22 protein-coding genes are annotated in these 21,782 nt (G+C 57.9%); 15 read left to right on the top strand and 7 right to left on the bottom strand.

Annotated elements, in window-relative coordinates; all coding sequences use genetic code 11:
* Positions 1-6: 6 nt before the first annotated feature.
* Positions 7-1,125, bottom strand: a complete 1,119-nt coding sequence (gene gmd, locus THALAR_RS13230; RefSeq protein WP_021102084.1) for a GDP-mannose 4,6-dehydratase — start codon at positions 1,123-1,125, stop codon at positions 7-9.
* A 182-nt stretch (positions 1,126-1,307) separates the two neighbouring features.
* Between gmd and THALAR_RS13225 the strand changes: the two genes are divergently transcribed.
* Positions 1,308-1,544, top strand: a complete 237-nt coding sequence (locus tag THALAR_RS13225) for an Lrp/AsnC ligand binding domain-containing protein (RefSeq protein ID WP_021102083.1) — start codon at positions 1,308-1,310, stop codon at positions 1,542-1,544.
* Here the strand turns inward: THALAR_RS13225 and hemN are convergent, their stop codons facing one another.
* The gene (hemN, locus tag THALAR_RS13220; RefSeq protein WP_021102082.1) at positions 1,545-2,891 is read right to left on the bottom strand and encodes an oxygen-independent coproporphyrinogen III oxidase; all 1,347 of its coding nucleotides are present in this window, start codon (positions 2,889-2,891) and stop codon (positions 1,545-1,547) included. It abuts the gene before it with no gap.
* 70 nt (positions 2,892-2,961) lie between these two features.
* Between hemN and fnrL the strand changes: the two genes are divergently transcribed.
* The 5 genes from fnrL (at position 2,962) to ccoP (ending at position 7,425) form a co-directional block, all read left to right on the top strand.
* Positions 2,962-3,690 (top strand): transcriptional regulator FnrL, encoded by a 729-nt coding sequence (gene fnrL, locus THALAR_RS13215; protein WP_040819245.1) that lies wholly within the window; start codon positions 2,962-2,964, stop codon positions 3,688-3,690.
* Between the two features lie 217 nt (positions 3,691-3,907).
* Positions 3,908-5,512 (top strand): cytochrome-c oxidase, cbb3-type subunit I, encoded by a 1,605-nt coding sequence (gene ccoN / locus THALAR_RS13210; RefSeq protein WP_021102080.1) that lies wholly within the window; start codon positions 3,908-3,910, stop codon positions 5,510-5,512.
* Between the two features lie 13 nt (positions 5,513-5,525).
* Complete coding sequence (gene ccoO / locus THALAR_RS13205) at positions 5,526-6,350, top strand: cytochrome-c oxidase, cbb3-type subunit II (RefSeq protein WP_021102079.1); 825 nt, start codon at positions 5,526-5,528, stop codon at positions 6,348-6,350.
* 9 nt (positions 6,351-6,359) lie between these two features.
* Positions 6,360-6,569 (top strand): CcoQ/FixQ family Cbb3-type cytochrome c oxidase assembly chaperone, encoded by a 210-nt coding sequence (locus tag THALAR_RS13200; protein ID WP_021102078.1) that lies wholly within the window; start codon positions 6,360-6,362, stop codon positions 6,567-6,569.
* A complete protein-coding gene (gene ccoP / locus THALAR_RS13195; RefSeq protein ID WP_021102077.1) occupies positions 6,562-7,425 on the top strand; it encodes a cytochrome-c oxidase, cbb3-type subunit III in 864 nt (287 codons plus the stop codon). The genes THALAR_RS13200 and ccoP overlap by 8 nt, the downstream gene beginning before the upstream one ends.
* Positions 7,426-7,579: 154 nt before the next feature.
* Here the strand turns inward: ccoP and rsgA are convergent, their stop codons facing one another.
* Positions 7,580-8,530, bottom strand: a complete 951-nt coding sequence (gene rsgA / locus THALAR_RS13190) for a ribosome small subunit-dependent GTPase A (protein WP_322786916.1) — start codon at positions 8,528-8,530, stop codon at positions 7,580-7,582.
* 553 nt (positions 8,531-9,083) lie between these two features.
* Here rsgA and ccoG point away from each other — a divergent pair.
* From ccoG to ccoS, 4 genes are read left to right on the top strand one after another with little or no spacing between them, the layout of a single operon-like run.
* The gene (ccoG, locus tag THALAR_RS13185; RefSeq protein WP_040818761.1) at positions 9,084-10,505 is read left to right on the top strand and encodes a cytochrome c oxidase accessory protein CcoG; all 1,422 of its coding nucleotides are present in this window, start codon (positions 9,084-9,086) and stop codon (positions 10,503-10,505) included.
* Complete coding sequence (locus tag THALAR_RS13180; protein WP_021102074.1) at positions 10,502-10,954, top strand: FixH family protein; 453 nt, start codon at positions 10,502-10,504, stop codon at positions 10,952-10,954. Before ccoG ends, THALAR_RS13180 begins: the two co-directional genes overlap by 4 nt.
* Entirely contained in the window at positions 10,951-13,110 is a 2,160-nt protein-coding gene (locus tag THALAR_RS13175; RefSeq protein ID WP_040818759.1) for a heavy metal translocating P-type ATPase, read from the top strand. The genes THALAR_RS13180 and THALAR_RS13175 overlap by 4 nt, the downstream gene beginning before the upstream one ends.
* The gene (gene ccoS, locus THALAR_RS13170; protein WP_021102072.1) at positions 13,107-13,262 is read left to right on the top strand and encodes a cbb3-type cytochrome oxidase assembly protein CcoS; all 156 of its coding nucleotides are present in this window, start codon (positions 13,107-13,109) and stop codon (positions 13,260-13,262) included. Before THALAR_RS13175 ends, ccoS begins: the two co-directional genes overlap by 4 nt.
* Here the strand turns inward: ccoS and THALAR_RS13165 are convergent.
* On the bottom strand, positions 13,249-14,610 hold the full coding sequence (locus tag THALAR_RS13165) for an MATE family efflux transporter (protein ID WP_021102071.1): 1,362 nt from the start codon (positions 14,608-14,610) through the stop codon (positions 13,249-13,251). The two genes, ccoS and THALAR_RS13165, sit on opposite strands and share 14 nt — an antisense overlap.
* 100 nt (positions 14,611-14,710) lie before the next feature.
* Between THALAR_RS13165 and gndA the strand changes: the two genes are divergently transcribed.
* Complete coding sequence (gene gndA / locus THALAR_RS13160) at positions 14,711-16,117, top strand: NADP-dependent phosphogluconate dehydrogenase (protein WP_021102070.1); 1,407 nt, start codon at positions 14,711-14,713, stop codon at positions 16,115-16,117.
* On the opposite strand, the gene THALAR_RS13155 is transcribed toward gndA, so the two are convergent.
* A complete protein-coding gene (locus THALAR_RS13155) occupies positions 16,114-16,686 on the bottom strand; it encodes a DNA-3-methyladenine glycosylase I (RefSeq protein WP_021102069.1) in 573 nt (190 codons plus the stop codon). The two genes, gndA and THALAR_RS13155, sit on opposite strands and share 4 nt — an antisense overlap.
* A gap of 137 nt (positions 16,687-16,823) precedes the next feature.
* On the opposite strand from THALAR_RS13155, the gene THALAR_RS13150 reads away from it, so the two are divergent.
* From THALAR_RS13150 to yddG, 4 genes are all read left to right on the top strand, one after another.
* On the top strand, positions 16,824-17,651 hold the full coding sequence (locus THALAR_RS13150; RefSeq protein ID WP_040818757.1) for an EAL domain-containing protein: 828 nt from the start codon (positions 16,824-16,826) through the stop codon (positions 17,649-17,651).
* 160 nt (positions 17,652-17,811) lie between these two features.
* Positions 17,812-18,987: an acetyl-CoA C-acetyltransferase gene (locus THALAR_RS13145; RefSeq protein ID WP_021102067.1), complete on the top strand. Its 1,176-nt coding sequence runs from the start codon at positions 17,812-17,814 to the stop codon at positions 18,985-18,987.
* A gap of 87 nt (positions 18,988-19,074) precedes the next feature.
* On the top strand, positions 19,075-19,800 hold the full coding sequence (gene phbB / locus THALAR_RS13140) for an acetoacetyl-CoA reductase (protein ID WP_021102066.1): 726 nt from the start codon (positions 19,075-19,077) through the stop codon (positions 19,798-19,800).
* Between the two features lie 112 nt (positions 19,801-19,912).
* Positions 19,913-20,782, top strand: coding sequence for an aromatic amino acid exporter YddG (gene yddG, locus THALAR_RS13135; RefSeq protein WP_040818753.1), 870 nt, complete (start codon positions 19,913-19,915; stop codon positions 20,780-20,782).
* On the opposite strand, the gene THALAR_RS18160 is transcribed toward yddG, so the two are convergent.
* Together THALAR_RS18160 and THALAR_RS13130 are read right to left on the bottom strand one after the other, a co-directional pair.
* On the bottom strand, positions 20,775-20,939 hold the full coding sequence (locus tag THALAR_RS18160) for a YdcH family protein (RefSeq protein ID WP_021102064.1): 165 nt from the start codon (positions 20,937-20,939) through the stop codon (positions 20,775-20,777). The two genes, yddG and THALAR_RS18160, sit on opposite strands and share 8 nt — an antisense overlap.
* A gap of 93 nt (positions 20,940-21,032) precedes the next feature.
* On the bottom strand, positions 21,033-21,782 hold the full coding sequence (locus THALAR_RS13130; protein ID WP_021102063.1) for a tRNA1(Val) (adenine(37)-N6)-methyltransferase: 750 nt from the start codon (positions 21,780-21,782) through the stop codon (positions 21,033-21,035).

The raw sequence follows: 21,782 nt of genomic DNA, 5'->3' as shown, positions 1-21,782 counted from the left end.
TGATAGTCAGTGCTCAAAGGCCAGACCCATTCCAAGCCCATGGTTGTTCAATAACACGAACCGTTTGGCCGCGTGCAGATCTGCGGCAACCATCTCACGACACATCTCTTGGGTCGTCACTTCCGGCTCCCAGCCCAGCTTCGCCTTCGCCTTGGAAGGGTCCCCCAAAAGTGTTTCGACTTCCGCAGGACGGAAATAAGCAGGATCAATACGCATCACCACGTCACCAACATTCAGGCCGGGCGCGTCGTCGCCTGTGATCGCATCGACCACTGCCGTTTCGCCCACGCCCTCGCCTTCGAAGCGCAGCGTCAGGCCAAGCTGCTCCGCCGACCAAATGATGAACTGGCGCACGGAGTATTGTTTGCCGGTGGCAATCACGAAGTCGTCCGGCTTGTCTTGCTGCAACATCATCCACTGCATGCGAACGTAGTCTTTGGCGTGCCCCCAATCGCGCAGCGCGTCGATGTTGCCCATGTAGAGGCAATCTTCCAGCCCTTGCGCGATATTCGCCAGGCCGCGGGTGATTTTCCTGGTCACGAAGGTCTCGCCCCGTCGCGGGCTTTCATGGTTAAACAGGATACCGTTGCACGCGTACATCCCGTAGGCTTCGCGATAGTTCACCGTAATCCAGTAGGCATACATCTTCGCCACGGCATATGGGCTGCGGGGATGGAAAGGTGTTGTTTCGGACTGGGGAGTCTCCTGCACCAAGCCGTAAAGCTCGGACGTCGAGGCTTGGTAGAAACGGGTTTTTTTCTCCAGTCCGAGAAAGCGGATCGCTTCCAGCAGTCGTAATGCGCCCATGGCGTCCACATCGGCTGTGTATTCCGGCGACTCAAAGCTCACCGCGACGTGGGACTGCGCGCCAAGGTTGTAGACCTCGTCCGGCTTCACCTCGGAGATGATCCGCGTCAGGTTGGAACTGTCGGTCAGGTCGCCGTAGTGCAGCATGAACTGGGCGTTATCCAGATGCGGGTCTTGATAGATGTGATCGACCCGCTGGGTGTTGAACGACGATGCGCGGCGCTTGATCCCGTGTACCTCGTAGCCCTTGTCCAGCAAGAACTCCGCCAGGTAGGAGCCATCTTGACCCGTCACTCCGGTAATAAGGGCTTTCTTCACGATACTCTTCCCGATGCTAGTTGTGATCATGGTCTTGCCATAGGGGCGCGGTGAAATCCAGCGGTGTCGGTCTTGCCGCTAAGCTGCGCGGAAGCAGCGGTGCATGTTCCAAGGGCTGGTGGCACTTTCCTCTGAGCAAGCGGCGTGGCAGGGTGGCAAAGGATGCCGCCAAGGAGACTCGTATGAATTGTGTGTTCGTTCAGATCAGATGCAAACCGGGCCAAGGTTATAAAGTTGCCGAGGAGATCGTCCTGAGAGAATTTCACTCGGAACTCTACTCGACGTCGGGCGCGTTCGACTTGCTGTTGAAAGTATATGTGCCGGAGAGCGATGACATAGGAAAATTCATCAACGACAACCTGCTAAGCATCGAAGGGATAGAGCGTACGCTTACTACCCTTACCTTCAAGGCCTTTTAGTCAGATCGCCAGTGAGTGACGGTTGGCCGGTGTTTGGTAGGTGTCCAAGTCCAGTGCCATGAGCCGGGACAGCGCTGGTTCCAGCAGGCTGAGCGTGTTTGCTCCAAGGGTCGTCACATCGGGGTAGCGCCGGTGCAGGTCTGCGGCAATTGCCGTCACGGTCTCGCGGTCAGTGTCGGTGCGATTTGCCGCATCGCAGAACTCAATTGCAAAACGGCACATGATATCCTCAATGAGTTGCGCGCGAAGCCGGTCGTCCGGTGTCATGATATGACCCCGTTTCGTCGCCAGCTTGCCCGCCCCGATCGCGGTTGCATAGTCGCCAGTGCCAGTGGCGTTCTGTGCATAGCCACCCGGAAAACGGGAAATCGAGGACGCTCCAATTCCAATGAGAACTTCGGCTTGATCGTCCGTGTAGCCTTGGAAATTTCGGCGTAGCGTGCCGTTGAGTGATGCGCTGAGAAGCCCATCCCCTGGGCGCGCGAAATGGTCAATCCCCACGGCGTCGTAGCCGGCAGCGCCGAACAGCTGCGAGGCCATATGAGACAGGGCATAGCGCGTAGGCCCATCTGGCAGGTGATCTTCGGGGATGAGGACCTGCCGTTTTGCCGCCCAAGGCACATGGGCATATCCATATAATGCCAGACGATCCGGCGACAGCGCCAGCGCCTTTGCCACAGTGTCACTTAGACTGTGGGCTGTCTGAAATGGCAGCCCGTACAGTATGTCCAGATTGAGGTTTTTGGCGCCAGCGTCCCGAAACGCCTCAGCGGCCCGTTTGGTATCCTCGTAGCTTTGAATACGACCAATCGCTGATTGCACATGAGGGTCGAAATCCTGAACCCCAATGCTGACGCGGGTCAGACCAGCGTCGCTTAGCGCTGCAATTTTTTCGACATCAACCATCGTAGGGTCAATTTCGACGGAGAATTCCGAGCTCTTTGAGAGAGGAAAATAACGGTCAATTTCCTTAGCAAGCTCCGATATCATCGCTGCTGGAAGAATCGTAGGCGTGCCGCCGCCCCAGTGTAGGCGGCCTAATTGAACACCTGCGGGCAGGCTGCTGGCGACCATTGCCAACTCTGCCTTGAGCATGTCCAGATAACCTCTCAAAGGCGCATCTGTTTGGGTTCCTTGGGTCCGACACGCGCAGAACCAGCACAAGCGGCGGCAAAAAGGTATGTGAATGTAGAGAGATACCCGCGAGCCTTCCGGCACCTGTTCCAGCCAGCCCGCCATCTGGTTCGGGCCCATTTCGCCGAAGTGCGGGGCTGTCGGATAGCTGGTGTAGCGAGGTGCGCGCGATGTGAACAGGCCGTAGCGGCGAAGGGTTTCATGCTGTGTCATACTGACTTAGATGAGCGAATTCCCCTTACTCAACCTTGATCCTGATCAAGTTCTCAATCATGTAGGGCATATGTCCAAAATAGACCTCAACACCAAGTCTTGCGCTAGTTGCCCGATCCGTCCGCGAGCCATCTGCTCGCGGTGTACGGATGACGAGCTGAATGAGTTGGACAAGATCAAATACTACAAGACCTATCCTGCGGGTTCGTCGGTAGTGTTGATGGGCGATCCGATGATGTTTGTGGCCTCCGTGGTAACTGGAGTCGCTTCCTTGTCGCGATCGATGGTCGACGGGCGGATGCAGATGGTGGGATTGCTCTTGCCGTCGGACTTTATCGGTCGGCCGGGTCGGGATATTGCTTCTTTCGACGTCACGGCCGTGTCCGAACTTACACTTTGCCACTTCCACAAGAAGGCGTTTGAGAAAGTCACCCAAGCGACGCCTCATGTTCAGGAGCGGTTGGTTGAAATCGCGCTCGACGAGTTGGATGCAGCGCGCGAATGGATGCTGCTTCTGGGCCGCAAGACCGCGCGTGAGAAAATCGCAAGTTTTCTGCTGATCTGCGCCCGACGCCTTGGACGTAAAGAAGGCAAGAGCCTTTTGCTGGAGCTTCCGCTGACACGGGACGCAATGTCGGATTATCTCGGCCTGACGATCGAGACTGTCAGTCGCCAAATGGCGGCGCTGAAGCGAGATGGCGTCGTTGTGCTAGAAGGTACTCGGAAGGTGACCATACCCGATCTCAACCGGCTTCTTGACGAAGCAGGTGACGACAGCGACGGCGCAGCACTGTCCTGATCCGGCCTGGGACACGCTGTCCTGTTGACTGCCTCTTGCGAATGGGTGAAATGCAGCACTTGTTGATGTGACTTCGTAAATGCTCACGAGTTTGTCCTGTCTTGGGACCTTTTGACATATATCAAGGTCCGCCCTGAGATATTTCGGCATTCCCAGCCCTGCCAACGCAGGCGGATTCCGTCTGCGGGTGGCCAGGAATGAACGGAACGGGTGAAAAATGCTCAATTATATCAAATTGATACTGCTGGGGGGCGTCATTCTGTTTGCCGCGCTCGCGGCCAACTGGGCGCACGACTTGGCTTACCAAGTCCATGCGCTTTTGATTCTTCTGGTGGGGATCGTCATGTTCGTACTGGTGCTTCGCGGCACTGACGAACCGGTGATGGTCACAGCCGATGATGCCTCAGGGTATATCGACGGCCCTATACGCTACGGTATTATCGCGACTGCGTTTTGGGGGATCGTTGGCTTTCTCGTCGGCACTTTCATCGCCTTCCAGTTGGCTTTTCCGGCATTGAACTTCGACTGGGCGCAACCGTTCGCAAACTTTGGCAGGCTTCGGCCCCTGCACACCTCCGCCGTGATCTTTGCCTTCGGCGGCAACGCGCTGATTGCCACTTCATTCTACGTTGTCCAGCGCACATCGGCGCAGCGGCTCTGGGGCGGCAATCTCGCTTGGTTCGTTTTCTGGGGCTATAACCTGTTCATCGTGCTGGCTGCGACGGGTTATCTGCTGGGCTCGACCCAATCCAAGGAATACGCCGAACCTGAATGGTACGTCGACATCTGGCTAACGGTCGTATGGGTCGCTTACCTTGCGGTCTTCATGGGCACGATCCTGACCCGCAAAGAGCGCCACATCTATGTGGCCAACTGGTTCTTCCTGTCGTTCATCGTGACTGTTGCGATGCTCCACATCGTTAACAACCTGTCCATTCCGGTTTCCATCTGGGGCTCCAAGTCGGTTCAGGTTTTCGCAGGTGTGCAAGATGCCATGACGCAGTGGTGGTATGGCCACAACGCAGTGGGCTTCTTCCTGACTGCGGGCTTCCTTGGCATGATGTACTACTTCGTGCCCAAGCAGGCAGGGCGCCCGGTTTACTCCTACAAACTCTCGATCATCCACTTCTGGGCGCTGATCTTCCTTTATATCTGGGCCGGTCCGCACCACTTGCACTACACCGCGCTGCCGGACTGGGCAGGCACGCTGGGTATGGTTTTCTCCATCGTTCTGTGGATGCCGTCCTGGGGCGGTATGATCAACGGCCTGATGACGCTGCAAGGCGCATGGGACAAACTCCGCACCGACCCGATCATTCGTCTGATGGTGGCCTCGCTTGCCTTCTACGGCATGTCCACTTTCGAAGGCCCGATGATGTCGATCCGCGCGGTGAACTCGTTGTCGCACTACACTGACTGGACCATTGGTCACGTCCACTCCGGCGCGCTGGGCTGGAACGGCATGATCACCTTCGCGGCGATCTACTTCCTGACACCTAAGCTATGGGGGCGTGAGAAGATGTACTCGATCTCGGCCATCAACACCCACTTCTGGTTGGCGACCATCGGCATCGTTCTCTATGCGTCCTCGATGTGGGTCAGCGGTATCATGGAAGGCCTGATGTGGCGTGAAGTCGATGCTCAGGGCTTCCTGGTGAACAGCTTCGCCGACACGGTGTCCGCAAAGTATCCGATGTACGTGGTCCGTGGCCTTGGTGGGGTGTTCTACCTCGCGGGCGGATTGATCATGGTGTGGAATATGTGGATGACGATCCGCGGAGGTGCTTCGGTGAAGGCCCCCGTTGGCGTCCCTGCAGAATAAGGAGGCTGACAACATGGCCAAAAACCCAAAAATAACCGATCCGGAAAAGGATCCCAAAGTCAGCACCATCAAGGACTTCCCCGAGGAAATCCCCAACGAGCTGCCACATCAGTCGGCGTTTCTGAACCGCCACCAGATGCTGGAACGGAATGGCACACTCTTGCTGGTTGCGTCGCTCCTTGTCGTCAGCATTGGCGGTATCGTCGAGATCGCACCACTGTTCTATCTGGAAAACACCATCGAGGATGTTGAGGGCATGCGTCCTTACTCCCCGCTGGAGCTGGCCGGACGGGACATCTACGTGCGAGAGGGGTGCTATACCTGTCACTCGCAGATGATCCGCCCCATGCGTGACGAAGTGGAGCGTTATGGTCACTATTCGCTGGCTGCTGAAAGTCAGTATGACCACCCGTTCCAATGGGGGTCCAAGCGGACCGGGCCGGATCTGGCCCGCGTCGGTGGACGGTATTCGGACGAGTGGCATGTGGATCACTTGAACGATCCGCAGTCGGTGGTGCCGGAATCTGTGATGCCTAAATACGCTTTCCTCAACGACGTTATGCTGGATGGGGAACTCATACAGGCGAATATGAAGACCCACCGGTTCGTCGGTGTGCCTTACACGGATGAGATGATCGAAACCGCGCAAGCAGATTTCATCGCACAAGCCGATCCTGAAGCGGACTGGGATGAGTTGCTGGAACGCTACCCGGGGGCGCAGACGCGCAACTTCGACGGTGCACCGGGCGTTTCCGAAATGGACGCATTGGTGGCCTATCTGCAGATGCTCGGCACGTTGGTGGATTTCTCTACCTTCACACCCGACGCATCGCGCTAAGGGGGAATGATGGATACCTATTCCTTCCTGCGCCAACTGGCAGATAGCTGGGTGCTGCTCCTCATGTTTCTGTTCTTTATCGGTGTGATCATCTGGGCATTCCGCCCCGGATCACGCCGGATGCATGACGACATCAGCCAAACACCGTTCCGCAATGAGGACCGTCCCGCAGAAGACGGCTCCGATGCTGCAAATAAGAAAGGCCAAAAAAATGGATGAGCCAAGATACGACGAGGTGACGAAAACCTATACCACCGGCCATTCCTATGACGGTATCGAAGAGTTGAACACGCCGCTGCCGCGCTGGTGGCTGTGGACGCTGTACCTGACGATCGTGTGGGCAGTGATTTATACGATCGCTTACCCTGCATGGCCGCTTGTTTCGTCCGCGACTTCCGGCTTTCTGGGATACTCAACCCGGGGTGAGGTGGCCGCGGAGATCGCACGCGTGGAAGAGGCCAACTTCGAGTTGAACACGCAGCTTGCAGCTGTGGACCTGACCACCTTGCAGGAAAACGCACCACTGCAGCAATACGCGGTTTCCGCGGGTGCTTCGGTGTTTGCCAACAACTGTTCGCAATGCCACGGCTCCGGGGCGGCAGGCAGTGTCGGCTATCCGAACCTGCTTGACGATGACTGGCTGTGGGGTGGTGACATCGAAGCTATTGCCACAACGGTCCGTCACGGCATTCGCAATGAGCAGGATGAGGACGCCCGTTACTCTGAAATGCCGGCATACGGAGAGTTGCTTGAAGACGGTGAAATCCCGGCTCTTGTCGCATATGTCAAATCTCTGTCCGGACTTGACCACGATGCGGCCTTGGTCGAGCAGGGCGCAGAGTTGTTCATGGACAACTGCACGGCTTGCCACGGCGAAAACGGTATGGGCGATCGTGATCAGGGTGCTCCGAACCTGACGGATTCGGTGTGGCTTTATGGTAGCTCCGATGAGGCGCTGACTGAAACGATCACATATTCCCGTTTCGGAGTAATGCCACCTTGGTCGCCACGACTGTCCGATGCTCAAGTCAATGCAGTTGCGGCCTATGTTCACCAGCTGGGTGGTGGCGAATAACGCGCGTCGTTTCAATTCGCACGCCTCATCGGGAGGAGTCCGAACACAGCGTGTGCTCCCCGCCCCCAGTCCCTCTGTTTGCGCATTCGGCTTGTGGGGTGGGACAAACAACTACTGAGCCCGCTCGGCGAAAGCCGGGCGGGCTCGCTTGTGTCTAGCGCTTCTTCTTCTTGATCGCGCTGCGGACCATCTTCCCGAAGGCTTTGTCTTTCCCTCGGCGCTCCGCCAGTGTCGCGGAGTTATGCTCTTCTTCCGCAACCAGCTTTTGCCACCGCGCAAGCCGCGTGGCGTCGATGTCATTATTGGCTACCGCCGCAAGAACGGCACAGCCCGGTTCCACCGTATGGCTGCAATCGTTGAACTTGCATCGCGTCCCAAGCTCATCAAGATCCGGAAACATCTCTGCCACGCCGGAGGCCGCGTCGGTTAGCTGCAACTCCCTCATGCCGGGCGTGTCGAGCACCGCGCATCCGGAAGGCAGAAAATAAAGCTGCCGTCGCGTAGTGGTGTGCCGACCTCTTGCGTCGTCTTCGCGTACTTCCTGAGTGGCGATGGCAGTATCCTCGGCCAACGCGTTTGTCAGTGTTGACTTGCCCACACCGGATGACCCCAGAAAGGCAACGGTTTGTCCGTGCTTGCACCACTCAGCCAGTTTCGTGCGTGGCTCGTCGCTTTTTGCGTTCAGGGCCACAACGGGAACCGCTGACGATACCGCTTCTGCCTTTGCGATGTATTCTTCCGGCGCATCGCACTTATCGGTTTTGGTTAGAACTATCACAGGCGAAACTTCGGCCTCGAAGCACAGCGCGATAAACCGCTCAAGTCGGGCCACGTTAAAGTCGTCGTTGCAGGACGTCACGATGAAGGCGGTGTCCAGATTGGCCGCGATCAGTTGCAGCCCTACGGTGCGCCCGGGCGCCCGCCGCTTTATCAAGCTCTTGCGCTCAAGCACTTCGCTGGCCGAAGGCAACTCACGGTTCAAAAGAAGCCAATCTCCTACAGTCGCGTCGGGGCCGTGCGGAATGCGAATGTCGATATCTGCCCCACGCGCCTGCAAGCCGTTGCGATGCACCTCCGTTACCCTCACAGGTGGCGTGTCTTGCATCTGCTCGACGCTGATCTGTTGGGAGAAAAACTGTTGCCAGCCAAGTGCCGCCAAGCCTGAGCGATCAGGGGGGCTCGTATCGGCAGCAGGTTTATTTGGAAGGAACTGGGAATAATCCCGCGTCATCGACGTTCACTTTCATGTGTTGTGGCACGGCACCAGATTTGGGCATTTAGAAATTAGAAAGCCGGTTTTAGACTACGGTTGCAGATCATTTTGGACCCCAATTACGGGAAATGGCTGTTACCACAAAGTACCCGATCCCATTTGACGCCACCAGCATTAGCATAGGCGGTGGACGTGCTCCAGAAATCGTTCATCTGTAGCAACAAGGTGTGACAGTCTGCCATATACTTCCACAGGTGATAGGAACCTAGCTTACGCACACACGTAATGACGTGCCAAAACGCTTTTGCCCTGCAAAGATCAGCTCAGGCAAGAGGCCTGTAGAGGGCCAATCACGCCAATGGTGCTTGATCTGGGTCAAGGACCTTCAACGGGCAGCGATGCAACTACAAGCCGCAAACAGAGAATAATTTCGGACGATTCTGACATGAACGATGCCAATAACCCGCCTTCCCTTTATGCTGCGCAGGAGCCTATTTTCCCGCGCCGCGTGTCAGGGTTCTTCCGCACGTTCAAATGGTGGATCATGGCGGTTACCTTGGGCATCTACTACCTCACCCCATGGATCCGTTGGGATCGCGGCCCCAATTTGCCGGATCAGGCAGTTTTGGTCGATCTTGCAGGGCGGCGGTTCTATTTTTTCTGGATCGAGATATGGCCGCACGAATTCTACTTTGTGGCCGGTCTTCTCATCATGGCGGGGCTCGGGTTGTTCCTGTTTACCTCTGCTTTGGGGCGGGTCTGGTGCGGCTACGCTTGCCCGCAAACGGTGTGGACCGATCTGTTCATCCTTGTGGAGCGCTGGATAGAGGGCGACCGAAATGCCCGTGTGCGCTTGTGGAAGGCCAAGTGGGACTTCAAGAAATGGAGGCTTAGGATCACCAAGTGGACGGTTTGGCTGCTGATTGCGATCGCCACCGGCGGGGCTTGGGTGTTCTATTTCACCGATGCGCCAAGGCTTGCAGTAGACCTTTTCACACTCAACGCGCACCCCGTGGCCTACGCGACCATTGGCGTGCTGACCGCCACGACGTTCATCTTTGGCGGTTTCATGCGAGAGCAGGTCTGCATCTACATGTGCCCATGGCCTCGCATTCAGGGTGCGATGATGGACGAGGATACCATTACCGTCGGCTACCGGGAGTGGCGCGGAGAGCCGCGTGGCAAGAAGCACGAGGGCACGACCGGCGACTGTATCGACTGCATGGCCTGCGTGAACGTGTGTCCGATGGGCATCGACATTCGCGACGGGCAGCAGATGGAGTGCATCACCTGCGCCCTGTGCATCGACGCCTGCGACGATGTCATGGAGAAAATCGGCAAACCACGCGGCTTGATCGACTACCTCGCCCTCTCGGACGAGCCTTTGGAGCGGTCGGGCGGCAAGGCAAAGCCGATCTGGAAGCACATCCTGCGCCCGCGCACGCTGGTCTATACGTTCCTGTGGTCACTGATCGGTTTCGGTCTGATCTTTGCGCTGTTCATCCGGTCCGAGATCGACATGACGGTATCACCGGTACGAAACCCGACCTTTGTCACGATGTCGGATGGCTCCATTCGGAACGCATACGACATTCGGTTGCTGAACAAGCATGCCGATGACCGGGAATTCCATATGTCGCTGACCTCGGAAGAGTTGCTGCGGATCAATCTGGAAGGCACTGATGATGTCACCGTCGTCGTTCCTGCCAATGAGACCAAATTGCAGCGTGTCTACGTAACCGCCCGTCGTGGCGATCCGGCGGCGACCGCGGGACGCACCGAACTTCGTTTCTGGGTCGAAGATTTGATTTCAGGCGAACGGGCCTATACCAACTCCATATTCAACGGAACGGGAGCTGACCAATGAGCCGGGAAATAAAAGGCATCCATGTTTTCGCAATGTTCGCGGTGGGATTCAGCATCATCATCGGGGTGAACCTGACACTGGCCACTCAAGCAATCCGGACCTTCCCGGGGCTTGAGGTGAAGAACTCCTATGTTGCCAGTCAAAGCTTCGACGCGCGCCGCGCTGCGCAACTGGCATTGGGGTGGGACGTCTCGGCCGGATATGAGAACGGGAAACTTCGCCTCGACATTCACGACTCGGTTGGTCCGGTGATCCCGACCTCAATCGACGCAACGCTGGGGCGTGCGACCAATATCAGCCAGGACCAGAGCCCGGTGTTCGTGTTCGATGGGGCAGCGCATGTCGTCTCCGTCGATCTGGAGCCGGGAAACTGGAACCTTCGTCTGAAGGCCGTGGCCGAAGACGGGACGATGTTCGAGCAACGAATTCCTTTTGTGGCTAAACGATGAGCGTGATGAGCTGTCCAGGCTGCGCGGGCGCTCCGCTCGCTGCCGAGCACGCGCGCAGCTCGCCTGCCGCATCGGCTGCGGACAGCATCTCCATATCTTTGCCGGGCATTCATTGTGCAGCATGTGTCGTCGGGGTCGAGCGTGGCTTGGCCAAATTGCCGGATGTTCTCGACGCCCGCGTTAACCTCAGCCTCAAACGGGTCACCGTACAAACGCGCGGCGATGCTGATGAAGATGCGCTGATAAACGCCTTGCTGGGGTTGGGTTTTGAAGCCTTACCGCTGGATACCGACACTTTACGTGCAGCCGAAGGCGACCCCGTGGGGCGCGGCCTGCTGCTGCGTTTGGCGGTCGCGGGCTTCGCGATGATGAACGTGATGATCTTGTCGGTCGCAGTATGGGCCGGCGCCGCTGACGCGACGCGCGACTTGTTCCACTGGATATCCGCGATCATCGCTTTGCCCGCCGTGGCTTTTTCTGCGCGTCCATTCTTTGTATCGGCGCTCTCTGTCGTCCGAGTCGGTCGGGTGAATATGGAAGTGCCGATATCGCTTGCGATCCTTCTTGCATCCGGCCTTTCGCTTTACGAGACCATGGCTGGAGGCGAAGAGGCGTATTTCGATGCGGCGCTCTCGCTCACCTTCTTCCTGCTTATCGGGCGCTACCTCGACCACCGCACCCGTGCGGCGGCGCGGTCCGCGGCGCAGGAACTGGCAGCTCTGGAGGTTCCCTCCGCGACCTGTATTCGCGATGGCAATCCCGTTCGTGTCAAATCGGCAGAGATCGTCGTCGGTGACCTGGTGCAGGTTCCGGCAGGCGGGCGCGTCCCTGTCGACGGTGTCATCGAGACCGGACGTTCGCAGTTGGATCGCTCCCTTCTGACAGGCGAGAGCCTGCCCGTCGCGGCAGATGTCGGCAACAAGGTGGTGTCCGGCGAAGTGAACCTGTCCGCCCCGCTCGTCGTCCGCGCAACTGCCGTCGGGCAGGACACCACATTGCGGCGCATGGCCGAAATGGTCGCCGTCGCCGAAAGCGGGCGGTCGCACTACACGCCCCTCGCAGATCGAGCGGCGCAACTCTATGCGCCCCTGGTCCACGGCGTTGCGGCATTGGCATTCATCGGCTGGTTCATTGCGACAGGCGATCTCCGCTACGCGCTCAACATCGCGATTGCCACCCTGATCATCACCTGTCCCTGCGCTCTTGGTCTGGCCGTTCCTGCCGTGACCACCGCAGCGTCTGGTAGCCTGTTCCGGAAAGGGCTGCTGATCAAGTCTGCCACTGCCTTGGAACGCTTGGCCGAAGTCGACGCCGCAGTCTTCGACAAGACCGGCACACTCACCGATGGCACACCGATCGTGACCGATCTGCAGGATCTTTCAGAGCAAGACCGCGCAGCAGCGTTGGCGCTAAGTCGCATATCGGACCATCCGGTTTCGCGCTTGCTGGCATCAGCACTTGAAGGGATGGGTGTCGTCGCCAGTGATCTGACCGACATCAGCGAACGGGCAAGCGATGGCGTCTACGGGCGCGATGGCGCGGACCTCGTAAGGCTTGGCAAGTCGCGTAGCGCAGAAGGCGGTACGGTGTTTCAGCGGGGCGATCTGCCCGAGCACCTCTTGCGGATCGACGAAACCCTGCGGCCCGGAGCACAGGAGGTGGTCGACGGTTTGCAGGCGCAGGGGCTCTATGTCGAACTTCTGTCTGGCGACACAGAGTTTGCGGCAAGCCAGTTGGGTGAAAGACTTGGGTTGGAACGCGCGTCAGGAAGTATGCTGCCAGCCGACAAGATCGACCGCCTCGCCGCGCTTCAGGAGGACGGCAAGAAGGTTCTGATGGTCGGCGACGGTCTGAACGACATGGGGGCGATGGCGCAGGCGTTTGTGTCGATCTCTCCGGCATCGGGAGTGGATGCGACCCGTGCCACATCGGACATCGTCTTGTTGGGCCGCTCGCTCGCTCCGATACAGGACGCTTTTACGGTCGCACGTCGGGCGCATGCCCGCATCCGCGAGAACTTCGGGATCGCGGTTTGCTACAACGCGGTCGCGGTGCCGTTGGCCGTTTCTGGGTATGCAAGCCCGCTCATGGCGGCGCTTGCAATGTCCACCTCCTCTATCCTCGTGATCCTCAATGCGTTAAGGGTGCGGGTATGAACGTGCTCGTCATCCTCATACCCGTATCCCTGATCCTCGGCGGTCTGGGCATTGTCGCCTTCTTGTGGACGGTCCGGCACAATCAGTACGAGGACATCGAAGGGGACGCCGCGCGCATTCTGTTTGACGACGACGAGCCTAAGAAGGACTAAGGCCGCCGATCTTCTGGTCCGCGATGCGCTTGGTTACGACGATCGCGATCAGCCAGCCGCTTACGACGGCGGTCGCAATTCCGATCCACACGCCCCAGACCCCTATGCCGAACACGCCAACGTAGACCCATATGAAGAACGCAACGCCGAAGCCTTGCCGGTAAATGCTGATCCACAGGGTCCAGATCGGACGCTTGAGCGCCTGCAAGAACGAGTTGATCGCAAACAGCATCATGTAGACTGGGAAGATAAACCCGTCGATACGCAGATAGCTCACCCCGATGCGGACCACTTCCGGATCGTCATTGAATAATGCCACGACGGTTGGTGAGGCAAACCAGAGGATCGGGAACGCCGCGAAGGTCATTACGAAGCCAAGCTTCCAGCATGTGAACAGCGCGTCTCGCACACGGTCGAATTGCCCCGCGCCGTAGTTTTGCGCAGCAATCGGCAGCAGCGCGCCGGTCATGCCAAGAACGGGCAGCAGCAGGATTTGCTCCACCCGCAGCGCCACGCCGTAAGCCGCAATCGCTTCGGGGCCGAAGCCTTTCAGGGCAAACTGAACTACAAATCCCGAGACGAACATCACCATCATCGCCGTTGTCGTCGGCAGCATCTGCGCAGTTATTTCTGCGTAGCTCGCCAAGTTGGGCTTGAGCCACGTCAGGTTGAAGTCCTCCATAATCCGTCGCCCCATGACCTGATAGAGTATCCAGACCATCACGCCCGTCTGGCTTATGATCGTCGCAAGGGCGATCCCATTCAGGCCCATGCCCGGAAGCAAGCCGGGGATGCCGTAGATCAGCAGCGGGTTCAGGCCAACGTTGGCGAGGAAGGCCACCATCATCGCCCGTTGCATCGACACAGTGTCACCATGCGCCTGCAATATGCCGTTCGCGCCGTAGGCCAGCAGGAACGCGGGCAGGGCAAAGATCAGCCAGTAAAAGTAGTTGGTGGCCGCGTCTCGATACGCGCCCGGCTCGGACACCAGCGCGATCAGGCTCGGCCCCGCAAACATCGCACCCGCCATCAGTAGAACCACAGCGGCAAGGCCAAAGCTGATCCCTTGGGATGCCAGTTTGCTGGCGGCTGCGTCATCCTTCTTTCCACGAGCGTTGCCTACAAGCGCGCTCATGGCTGCCCCGAGGCCGAAACCCACCGACATCATGATGAAGAACGCTTGAAAGCCGATGGCCAAGCCGGCCTGTGCCTGCGTCGAAATCTGACCGGCGAAGTAGACATCGACCACGTTGTAGAGTGTGCTGAATAACATCCCAAGCGCGGCTGGTACCGCTAGAGTTCTAAAATGACTCGAGATCAGACCTTCGGTCAGGTCGATGTCGCGCATGAAAGCTCCTTTCAAGCGCGACCCGGGCAAGACAGGCATGGGTTTGACGCGTTGGGCCGATAGCGATAACAGATGAAGCCAGAGCGGGGAGGACAATGCAATGTCGAAATCTGAAATCGGCCTGATCGGCCTTGGTACGATGGGGGCGATGCTGTCGCTCAACATCGCGGAGAAAGGATTTGCGATCTCGGTGTTCAACCGGACGTCCTCTCGCACGCAAAAGTTCCATGAAGAGGCCGGAGACCTCGCCGAACGCATAACGCCCTGCAAGACGCTGGAAGACCTCGTGGCGTCCATTGCGGAGCCTCGGGCGATCATCTTGATGGTGCCCGCAGGCGCACCTGTCGACGAGCAAATCGCGGCTTTGCGACCCCTGCTGGGCAAGGATGATCTTATCATCGACGCGGGCAACGCTAACTTTCGGGACACCGAAGCGCGCGCAGCGCAGGCCGAAGCCGACGGCGTGCCGTTCCTTGGCATCGGTGTGTCCGGTGGGGAGGAAGGCGCACGTCATGGCCCGTCTATCATGGGCGGCGGGCGCAAGGACGCATGGGACCGCGTCGCCCATATCCTGACCGCAATCGCCGCCGACTACGAGGGCACGCCTTGCGCGACATGGATGGGTGAAGGCGGGGCGGGCCATTTCGTCAAGGCGGTTCACAACGGCATCGAATATGCCGACATGCAGATGATTGCGGAAATCTATGGCATTATGCGCGACGGGCAGGGGGCATCGGCCAGTGATTGCGCGGCCGCTTTCGAGGCTTGGAATGACGGCCCGTTGCAGTCCTACCTGATCGAGATTTCAGGAAAGGTAGCGGCCGCGACTGACGATCAAACCGGCAAGCCGGTGCTGGACATCATTCAGGATCGTGCCGGTCAAAAAGGCACTGGGCGTTGGACGGTGATTGAGGCTCAGCACCTCGGGGCGCCGGTTCCAGTCATCGAGGCGGCAGTCGCTGCGCGAAATCTGTCCGCATTGAAGGCCGAGCGGGAGCGTGGCGAAGCACTGTTTGGGGCGTCCCCAGTCGCGTTACCGGATGGTGCACTCAGCCGAGACGATCTCGAACAGGCTCTGATCGCAGGCAAGATCATGTGCTATGCGCAGGGCTTCCAACTGCTCAACGCTGCAAGCGCAGAGTTTGGCTGGGGTCTGCCAATGCCGGAAATCGCGCGGGTCTGGCGCGAGGGCTGCATCATCAGGTCGACCATGCTCAATGACATGGCGGAGGCGCTGACCGCCGCGCCGCAGGACAATCTGATGTTCTCCCCGTTCTTCGCCGGACTAATCGAAGCCAACGCGCCTGCCTTGCGCAAGGTCGTGGCTACCGCTGTCTCTCACGGATTGCAGAGTCCGGCGCTGGCGGCGGGCTTGAGCTATTTCGACGCCATGCGCACAGGGCGATCCACCGCCAACATGATTCAAGCGCAGCGTGACTTCTTTGGCGCGCATAGTTTTCAGCGCGTTGACAAGGACGGTGCACATCACGGCCCTTGGGGCCTCTAGCGGGCCAGCTTTTTCACCTCCATATGGCGCGGGCACGTGACCAAGTGATCGTTAACCAACCCGCAGGCTTGAGCGAACGCGTAGACGATTGTAGGGCCGCAAAAGCGGAAGCCCTCCTTCTTCAAGTCTTTTGATATTTGCGTGCTAAGCGGAGTGAAGCCCGGCACTTCTTCCAGTGTACGGAATTCGTTTTGTAGCGGCGTGCCGTCGAAATACTTCCACAGGAACGTATCGAACCCTTCTCGCTGCTCTATTTTCTGCCACGCACGCGCATTCCCGATGGTCGCCTCTATCTTGCCGCGGTGGCGCACGATGCCTGCGTCTTTTAGTAATCGCGATATCTCGGGCTCGCCCCAACTGGCGATAACGTTTGGATCGAACCCTTCGAAAGCGTGCCGGAAGGCGTCGCGCTTTTTCAGGATGGTGATCCAGCTGAGCCCTGCCTGAAACCCGTCCAAGATCAGCTTTTCCCACAAGGCGCGGCTGTCATATTCCGGAACGCCCCACTCTGTGTCGTGATAATTGACGTAAATTTCTTCAGACCCGCACCAGCTACATCTGTCGTTCATCACATTTCCTCCTGAATTCAGCGGTTTAACCTATTGATACTTAATTTACTTCAATTGGAACAAAATTGGAGCATTAACCCGCGTTTAAGCGCGGAACCCCTAGTTATTGGATATCAAATCGCAAAGTAGAATAGCCAATGCCATCCCACTTGAACGCAGAAGATAGCCCGCTGAGCGCCGCAATATCCCAACGGGACCTGCACGTGCTGGACATGGTGCGCGCAGCGCTTCGTAACAAGCAGGTATTGCTTGCCTACCAGCCTGTGGTGCAATCTGGCCATACGACCCGCGTGGCGTTCTGCGAAGGGCTCATTCGCGTCCTGGATGAAACCGGCCGCGTTATTCCGGCGAAAGATTTTATCAGCACCATTGAGGCGCGGGACGAAGGGCGGGTTGTTGATTGTCTGGCGATCGAACTTGGTCTCGCCAGCTTGGCCAAAGAGCCGGGGCTGAGGCTGTCGATCAACATGTCACCGCGCTCGATTGGCCACCCGAATTGGGAAACAGCACTTGAACGGGGGCTGTTTCGGGACCCAACCATCGCGGAGCGGCTGATCATCGAGATCACCGAATCTTCGGCGCTGCTTATGCCGGATCTGGTCTCAGATTTCATGACACGCATGCAGCGACGCGGAATATCCTTCGCCTTGGACGATTTCGGCGCAGGCTATACGGCATTCAGGCATTTCAAGGACTTCTATTTCGACCTGGTCAAGATCGACACGAGCTTTGCCCGCAACATTCATGAAGACGCCGACAATCAGGTTTTGATGCAGGCCTTGGTCTCTATCGCTCGCCAATTTGATATGTTCACTGTGGCGGAAGGTGTCGAGCGCCCTCAGGAAGCGAGATACCTTGCCGAGAACGGTTTGGATTGCTTGCAGGGTTATTTGTTTGGTGTTCCGACTGTAGCGGCCCCGTGGCAAACCCAAGCGTGGGAACCGACGCGTTTTCAAGCTGGCTGAGGTCGTTCGGCGAAGCTAGGTCTTGTAGAAAATCGAAATGTGCGACACGCTATGCCTTTGTGTACCCTACGTAAGCCAGATATAGGCTTCACATACACGGCCGGAAATTGCCCGGTGACCTGGCAAACAGAGTTGCGCTGGCCGCAAGAAAGGAATGTCCATGACCAATGTCGTAATAGCATCCGCTGCCCGAACCGCAGTCGGAAGTTTTCTTGGCTCTTTTGCCAACACTCCCGCCCATGATCTTGGCACTGCCGTAATCGAAGCTGTGGTCGAACGCGCAGGCGTCGACAAAGCAGAGGTTTCCGAAACTATACTGGGTCAGGTGCTGACCGCCGGACAGGGCCAAAACCCCGCGCGGCAAGCTCACATCAATGCGGGTCTTCCGAAGGAAGCGTCTGCTTGGAGCATCAATCAGGTGTGCGGGTCCGGCCTTCGTGCCGTCGCATTGGGTGCCCAACACATCATGCTCGGAGACGCGTCTATCGTGATCGCGGGCGGTCAGGAAAACATGTCCATGAGCCCTCATGTCGCAAATTTGCGCCAAGGCCAGAAAATGGGCGACATGCAGTATATCGACAGCATGATCCGTGACGGTCTGTGGGATGCGTTCAACGGCTATCACATGGGCCAAACCGCAGAGAATGTTGCCGATCAGTGGCAGATCAGCCGGGAGATGCAGGACGAATTTGCCGTCGCCTCTCAGAACAAGGCGGAGGCCGCGCAAAAGGCGGGCAAGTTCGCTGATGAGATTGCCGCGTTCACGATCAAGACCCGCAAAGGCGACGTCACAGTGGACCAAGATGAATATATCCGTCATGGCGCGACCATGGAAGCGATGGCAAAACTGCGTCCGGCCTTCACCAAGGACGGCTCCGTCACCGCGGCCAACGCATCCGGTTTGAACGATGGCGCTGCGGCGACCCTGTTGATGAGCGCGGAAGACGCTGAGAAGCGCGGCATACAGCCTTTGGCACGGATCGTAAGCTATGCGACCGCAGGTCTTGACCCGTCGATCATGGGCGTCGGCCCGATCTACGCGTCGCGAAAAGCGCTGGAGAAGGCGGGCTGGAAAGCCTCCGATCTTGATCTTGTCGAGGCAAACGAAGCCTTCGCCGCGCAGGCATGCGCAGTGAACAAGGACATGGGCTGGGACCCCGAGATCGTGAACGTCAACGGCGGCGCTATTGCTATTGGTCATCCGATTGGCGCATCCGGCTGCCGCGTTCTGAACACGCTGCTTTTCGAGATGCAGCGACGTGACGCGAAGAAGGGCCTTGCCACACTTTGCATCGGCGGCGGGATGGGTGTCGCCGTCTGTGTCGAGCGCGACTAAACACTTCGAATATGGTTGCGCATGAAAATTGCGCAACCTATACATTTTTAGACAGAAAATTGCTTACTATTTCCAGGAGGAATCACTATGGCTCGTGTCGCACTAGTAACCGGAGGCTCCCGCGGAATCGGAGCGGCCATTTCCAAAGCGCTGAAAGCCGCAGGATACAGCGTCGCCGCGACCTATGCCGGCAATGACGAGAAGGCCGCTGCTTTCACGGACGAGACCGGCATTAAAACTTACAAGTGGGACGTCGCCGACTACGATGCGTGCGCATCCGGTATCGCTCAGGTTGAATCGGACCTCGGACCGGTCGAGGTGTTGGTGAACAATGCCGGTATCACCCGCGACGCGCCGTTCCACAAAATGACGCCGCAGCAATGGTCGGAAGTGATGAACACCAACCTGTCCGGCGTATTCAACATGACCCACCCGCTTTGGCCTGGTATGCGGGAGCGTAAGTTCGGTCGCGTCATTACGATTAGTTCGATCAACGGCCAGAAGGGCCAGTTTGCGCAGGCGAACTACGCCGCGGCAAAGGCGGGCGATATAGGGTTTACCAAAGCACTTGCACAAGAAGGCGCGCGCGCAGGTATCACCGTCAACGTGATCTGCCCGGGCTATATCAATACCGAAATGATGAGCACGATTCCCGAGAAGGTGATGAACGAGGTCATTCTGCCTCAGATCCCGGTTGGTCGCTTGGGCGAGCCTGAGGAAATCGCGCGTACAGTCGTATTCCTCGCCTCCGACGATGCGGGTTTCATTACTGGATCGACGGTTTCGGCAAATGGCGGTCAGTACATGGTATAAGCCAAGGACGTGTATAGCACAGGCCGGTTCCCCACGGGGAACCGGCCTTTTTTGTTTCCAACGCTGCTCGGCCAAAAAACACTCGGGCAGCCCGCCATTACTAGAGGCCTATATGACCAAGGGTGCTGCCACTGCGATCGGGTTCTGTGCAGTGTTACTGTGGTCTTTATTAGCTTTGCTGACCGTGGGAAGTGCACCGGTGCCTCCGTTCCAGCTCAGCGCGATGTCGTTCGCTATGGCCGGTGTGATCGGCTTGGTGTTTTCGGTGCGCCGAGGACGTCTCGGTGAAACGCTTGGTTCAATTAGCCTTCCGGCGTGGCTGATCGGTGTTGGCGGGTTGTTCGGCTATCATGCGCTGTATTTTGCGGCGTTGCGAAATGCCCCGGCGGCAGAGGCGGGTTTGATCGCATATCTCTGGCCCCTTCTTATTGTGCTGTTCTCTGGTCTGCTGCCCGGAGAGCGCCTGAGTGGTCTACATATTCTGGGAGCAATGGTAGCGTTTCTAGGTGCGGCGTTGATCGTCACACGGGGAGGGGGCGGCTTCGAATCGTCTCACGTTTTCGGATATCTTCTGGCCGCCGCCTGTGCGCTTACGTGGTCGGGGTATTCGGTACTGTCGCGCTTCTTTAGCCACGTTCCGACGGCGGCCGTCACGTTCTTTTGTCTGGCAAGCGCGGTCCTGTCCGCGGTGGCCCATCTGGCGTTTGAGCAGACGGTCATTCCAAGCAGCGGTATCGCGTGGGTTTCGATTGTCGGACTGGGGTTGGGACCCGTAGGCTTCGCCTTCTATCTATGGGATATAGGCGTCAAGAACGGCGACATTCAACTGCTTGGGACTGCATCATATGCAGCGCCATTGCTGTCGACATTTGTATTGATCTATGCGGGGTTTGCCCAAGCGACGGTCACGTTGCTGGTCGCGGCTGGTCTGATCGCCGCAGGCGCAGGTCTGGCCGCGCTTGGGTCAAGAAACTCTAGTTAGCGTATTTGGAGATCTCTTCCTTAAGGCGCAGCTTTTGTTTCTTCAACTCCACAACCTTTAAGTCGTCAGTGCCTGGGCTTCTCTGCGCCTCTTCCACTCGTTGGGACAATGCATCGTGTTTGCGTTTCAGCTCCGAAAGGTGAGAACTGATCGTCATGGCATACCTCCTGTTTGCGTGGTCTAGGACTTCATTGCAGCACATCTGAAGCCATGTGTCACGCAATTGCGATACTTAACACCGCAATCGTCTCTAAAATTCTAGTGAACTCCCGTGCCGCAAGATTCTGCGAGCGGCGTGCGAGTAATCGTCCCCATCGCAGCGGTGTTCGGGGCCATCGTGCAAGACCAGTGGGTTATACAAAATGCTGCGGCTTGCACGACCTTTCTGTGCTCTTATCACAACACGTTTTGCCGGCTTTCCCGCGCGGGCAGCGATGGGTTTGATTTCGATGAACCCAGCCCGAGGGTTGAGCATTTCAATCAAATCTCCAAGCCGTTCTGCCAAGTGAATCACGCTGACGCAGCCTTTCGGTTTTGCTCTGCGCAGCGCAATGTCGACCCAGTCGGCAAGGGGGGTCTGCTCACGCAGAGCTGTGTCACGGCCGATGTTGGGCGAAGACATACCCGGGCCATAATAGGGCGGGTTCATGATAACATGGTCGAAGGTACGGGAGCGAATATCTGGTGGCAGACTGGTCAAATCGCTGTCGAGGACTTCCATTTTCAGCCCCGCCTCCGCCGCATTTCGGCGCGCCAGTTCGGCATATGCGGGCTGAACTTCAACGCCGGTTATTTGCACATCAACGCGTGAGCGAAGACACAATGATGCGGTTCCGACGCCGCATCCCAGCTCCAGCACGGACTGGTCAGGGCGGGCGGAACAAGCCGCGGCAAGCAATACGGGATCTGTCGCAGCGCGATACCCGTTGCGAGGTTGCCAAAGCCGCAGCTTCCCACCCAGAAATGCATCATACGTAAGCTCATCGTCGGCGAAACGCAT

The sequence above is a fragment of the Litoreibacter arenae DSM 19593 genome (assembly GCF_000442275.2).
Lineage (GTDB): Bacteria > Pseudomonadota > Alphaproteobacteria > Rhodobacterales > Rhodobacteraceae > Litoreibacter > Litoreibacter arenae.
This window is presented reverse-complemented; position numbering and strand designations above follow the sequence as displayed.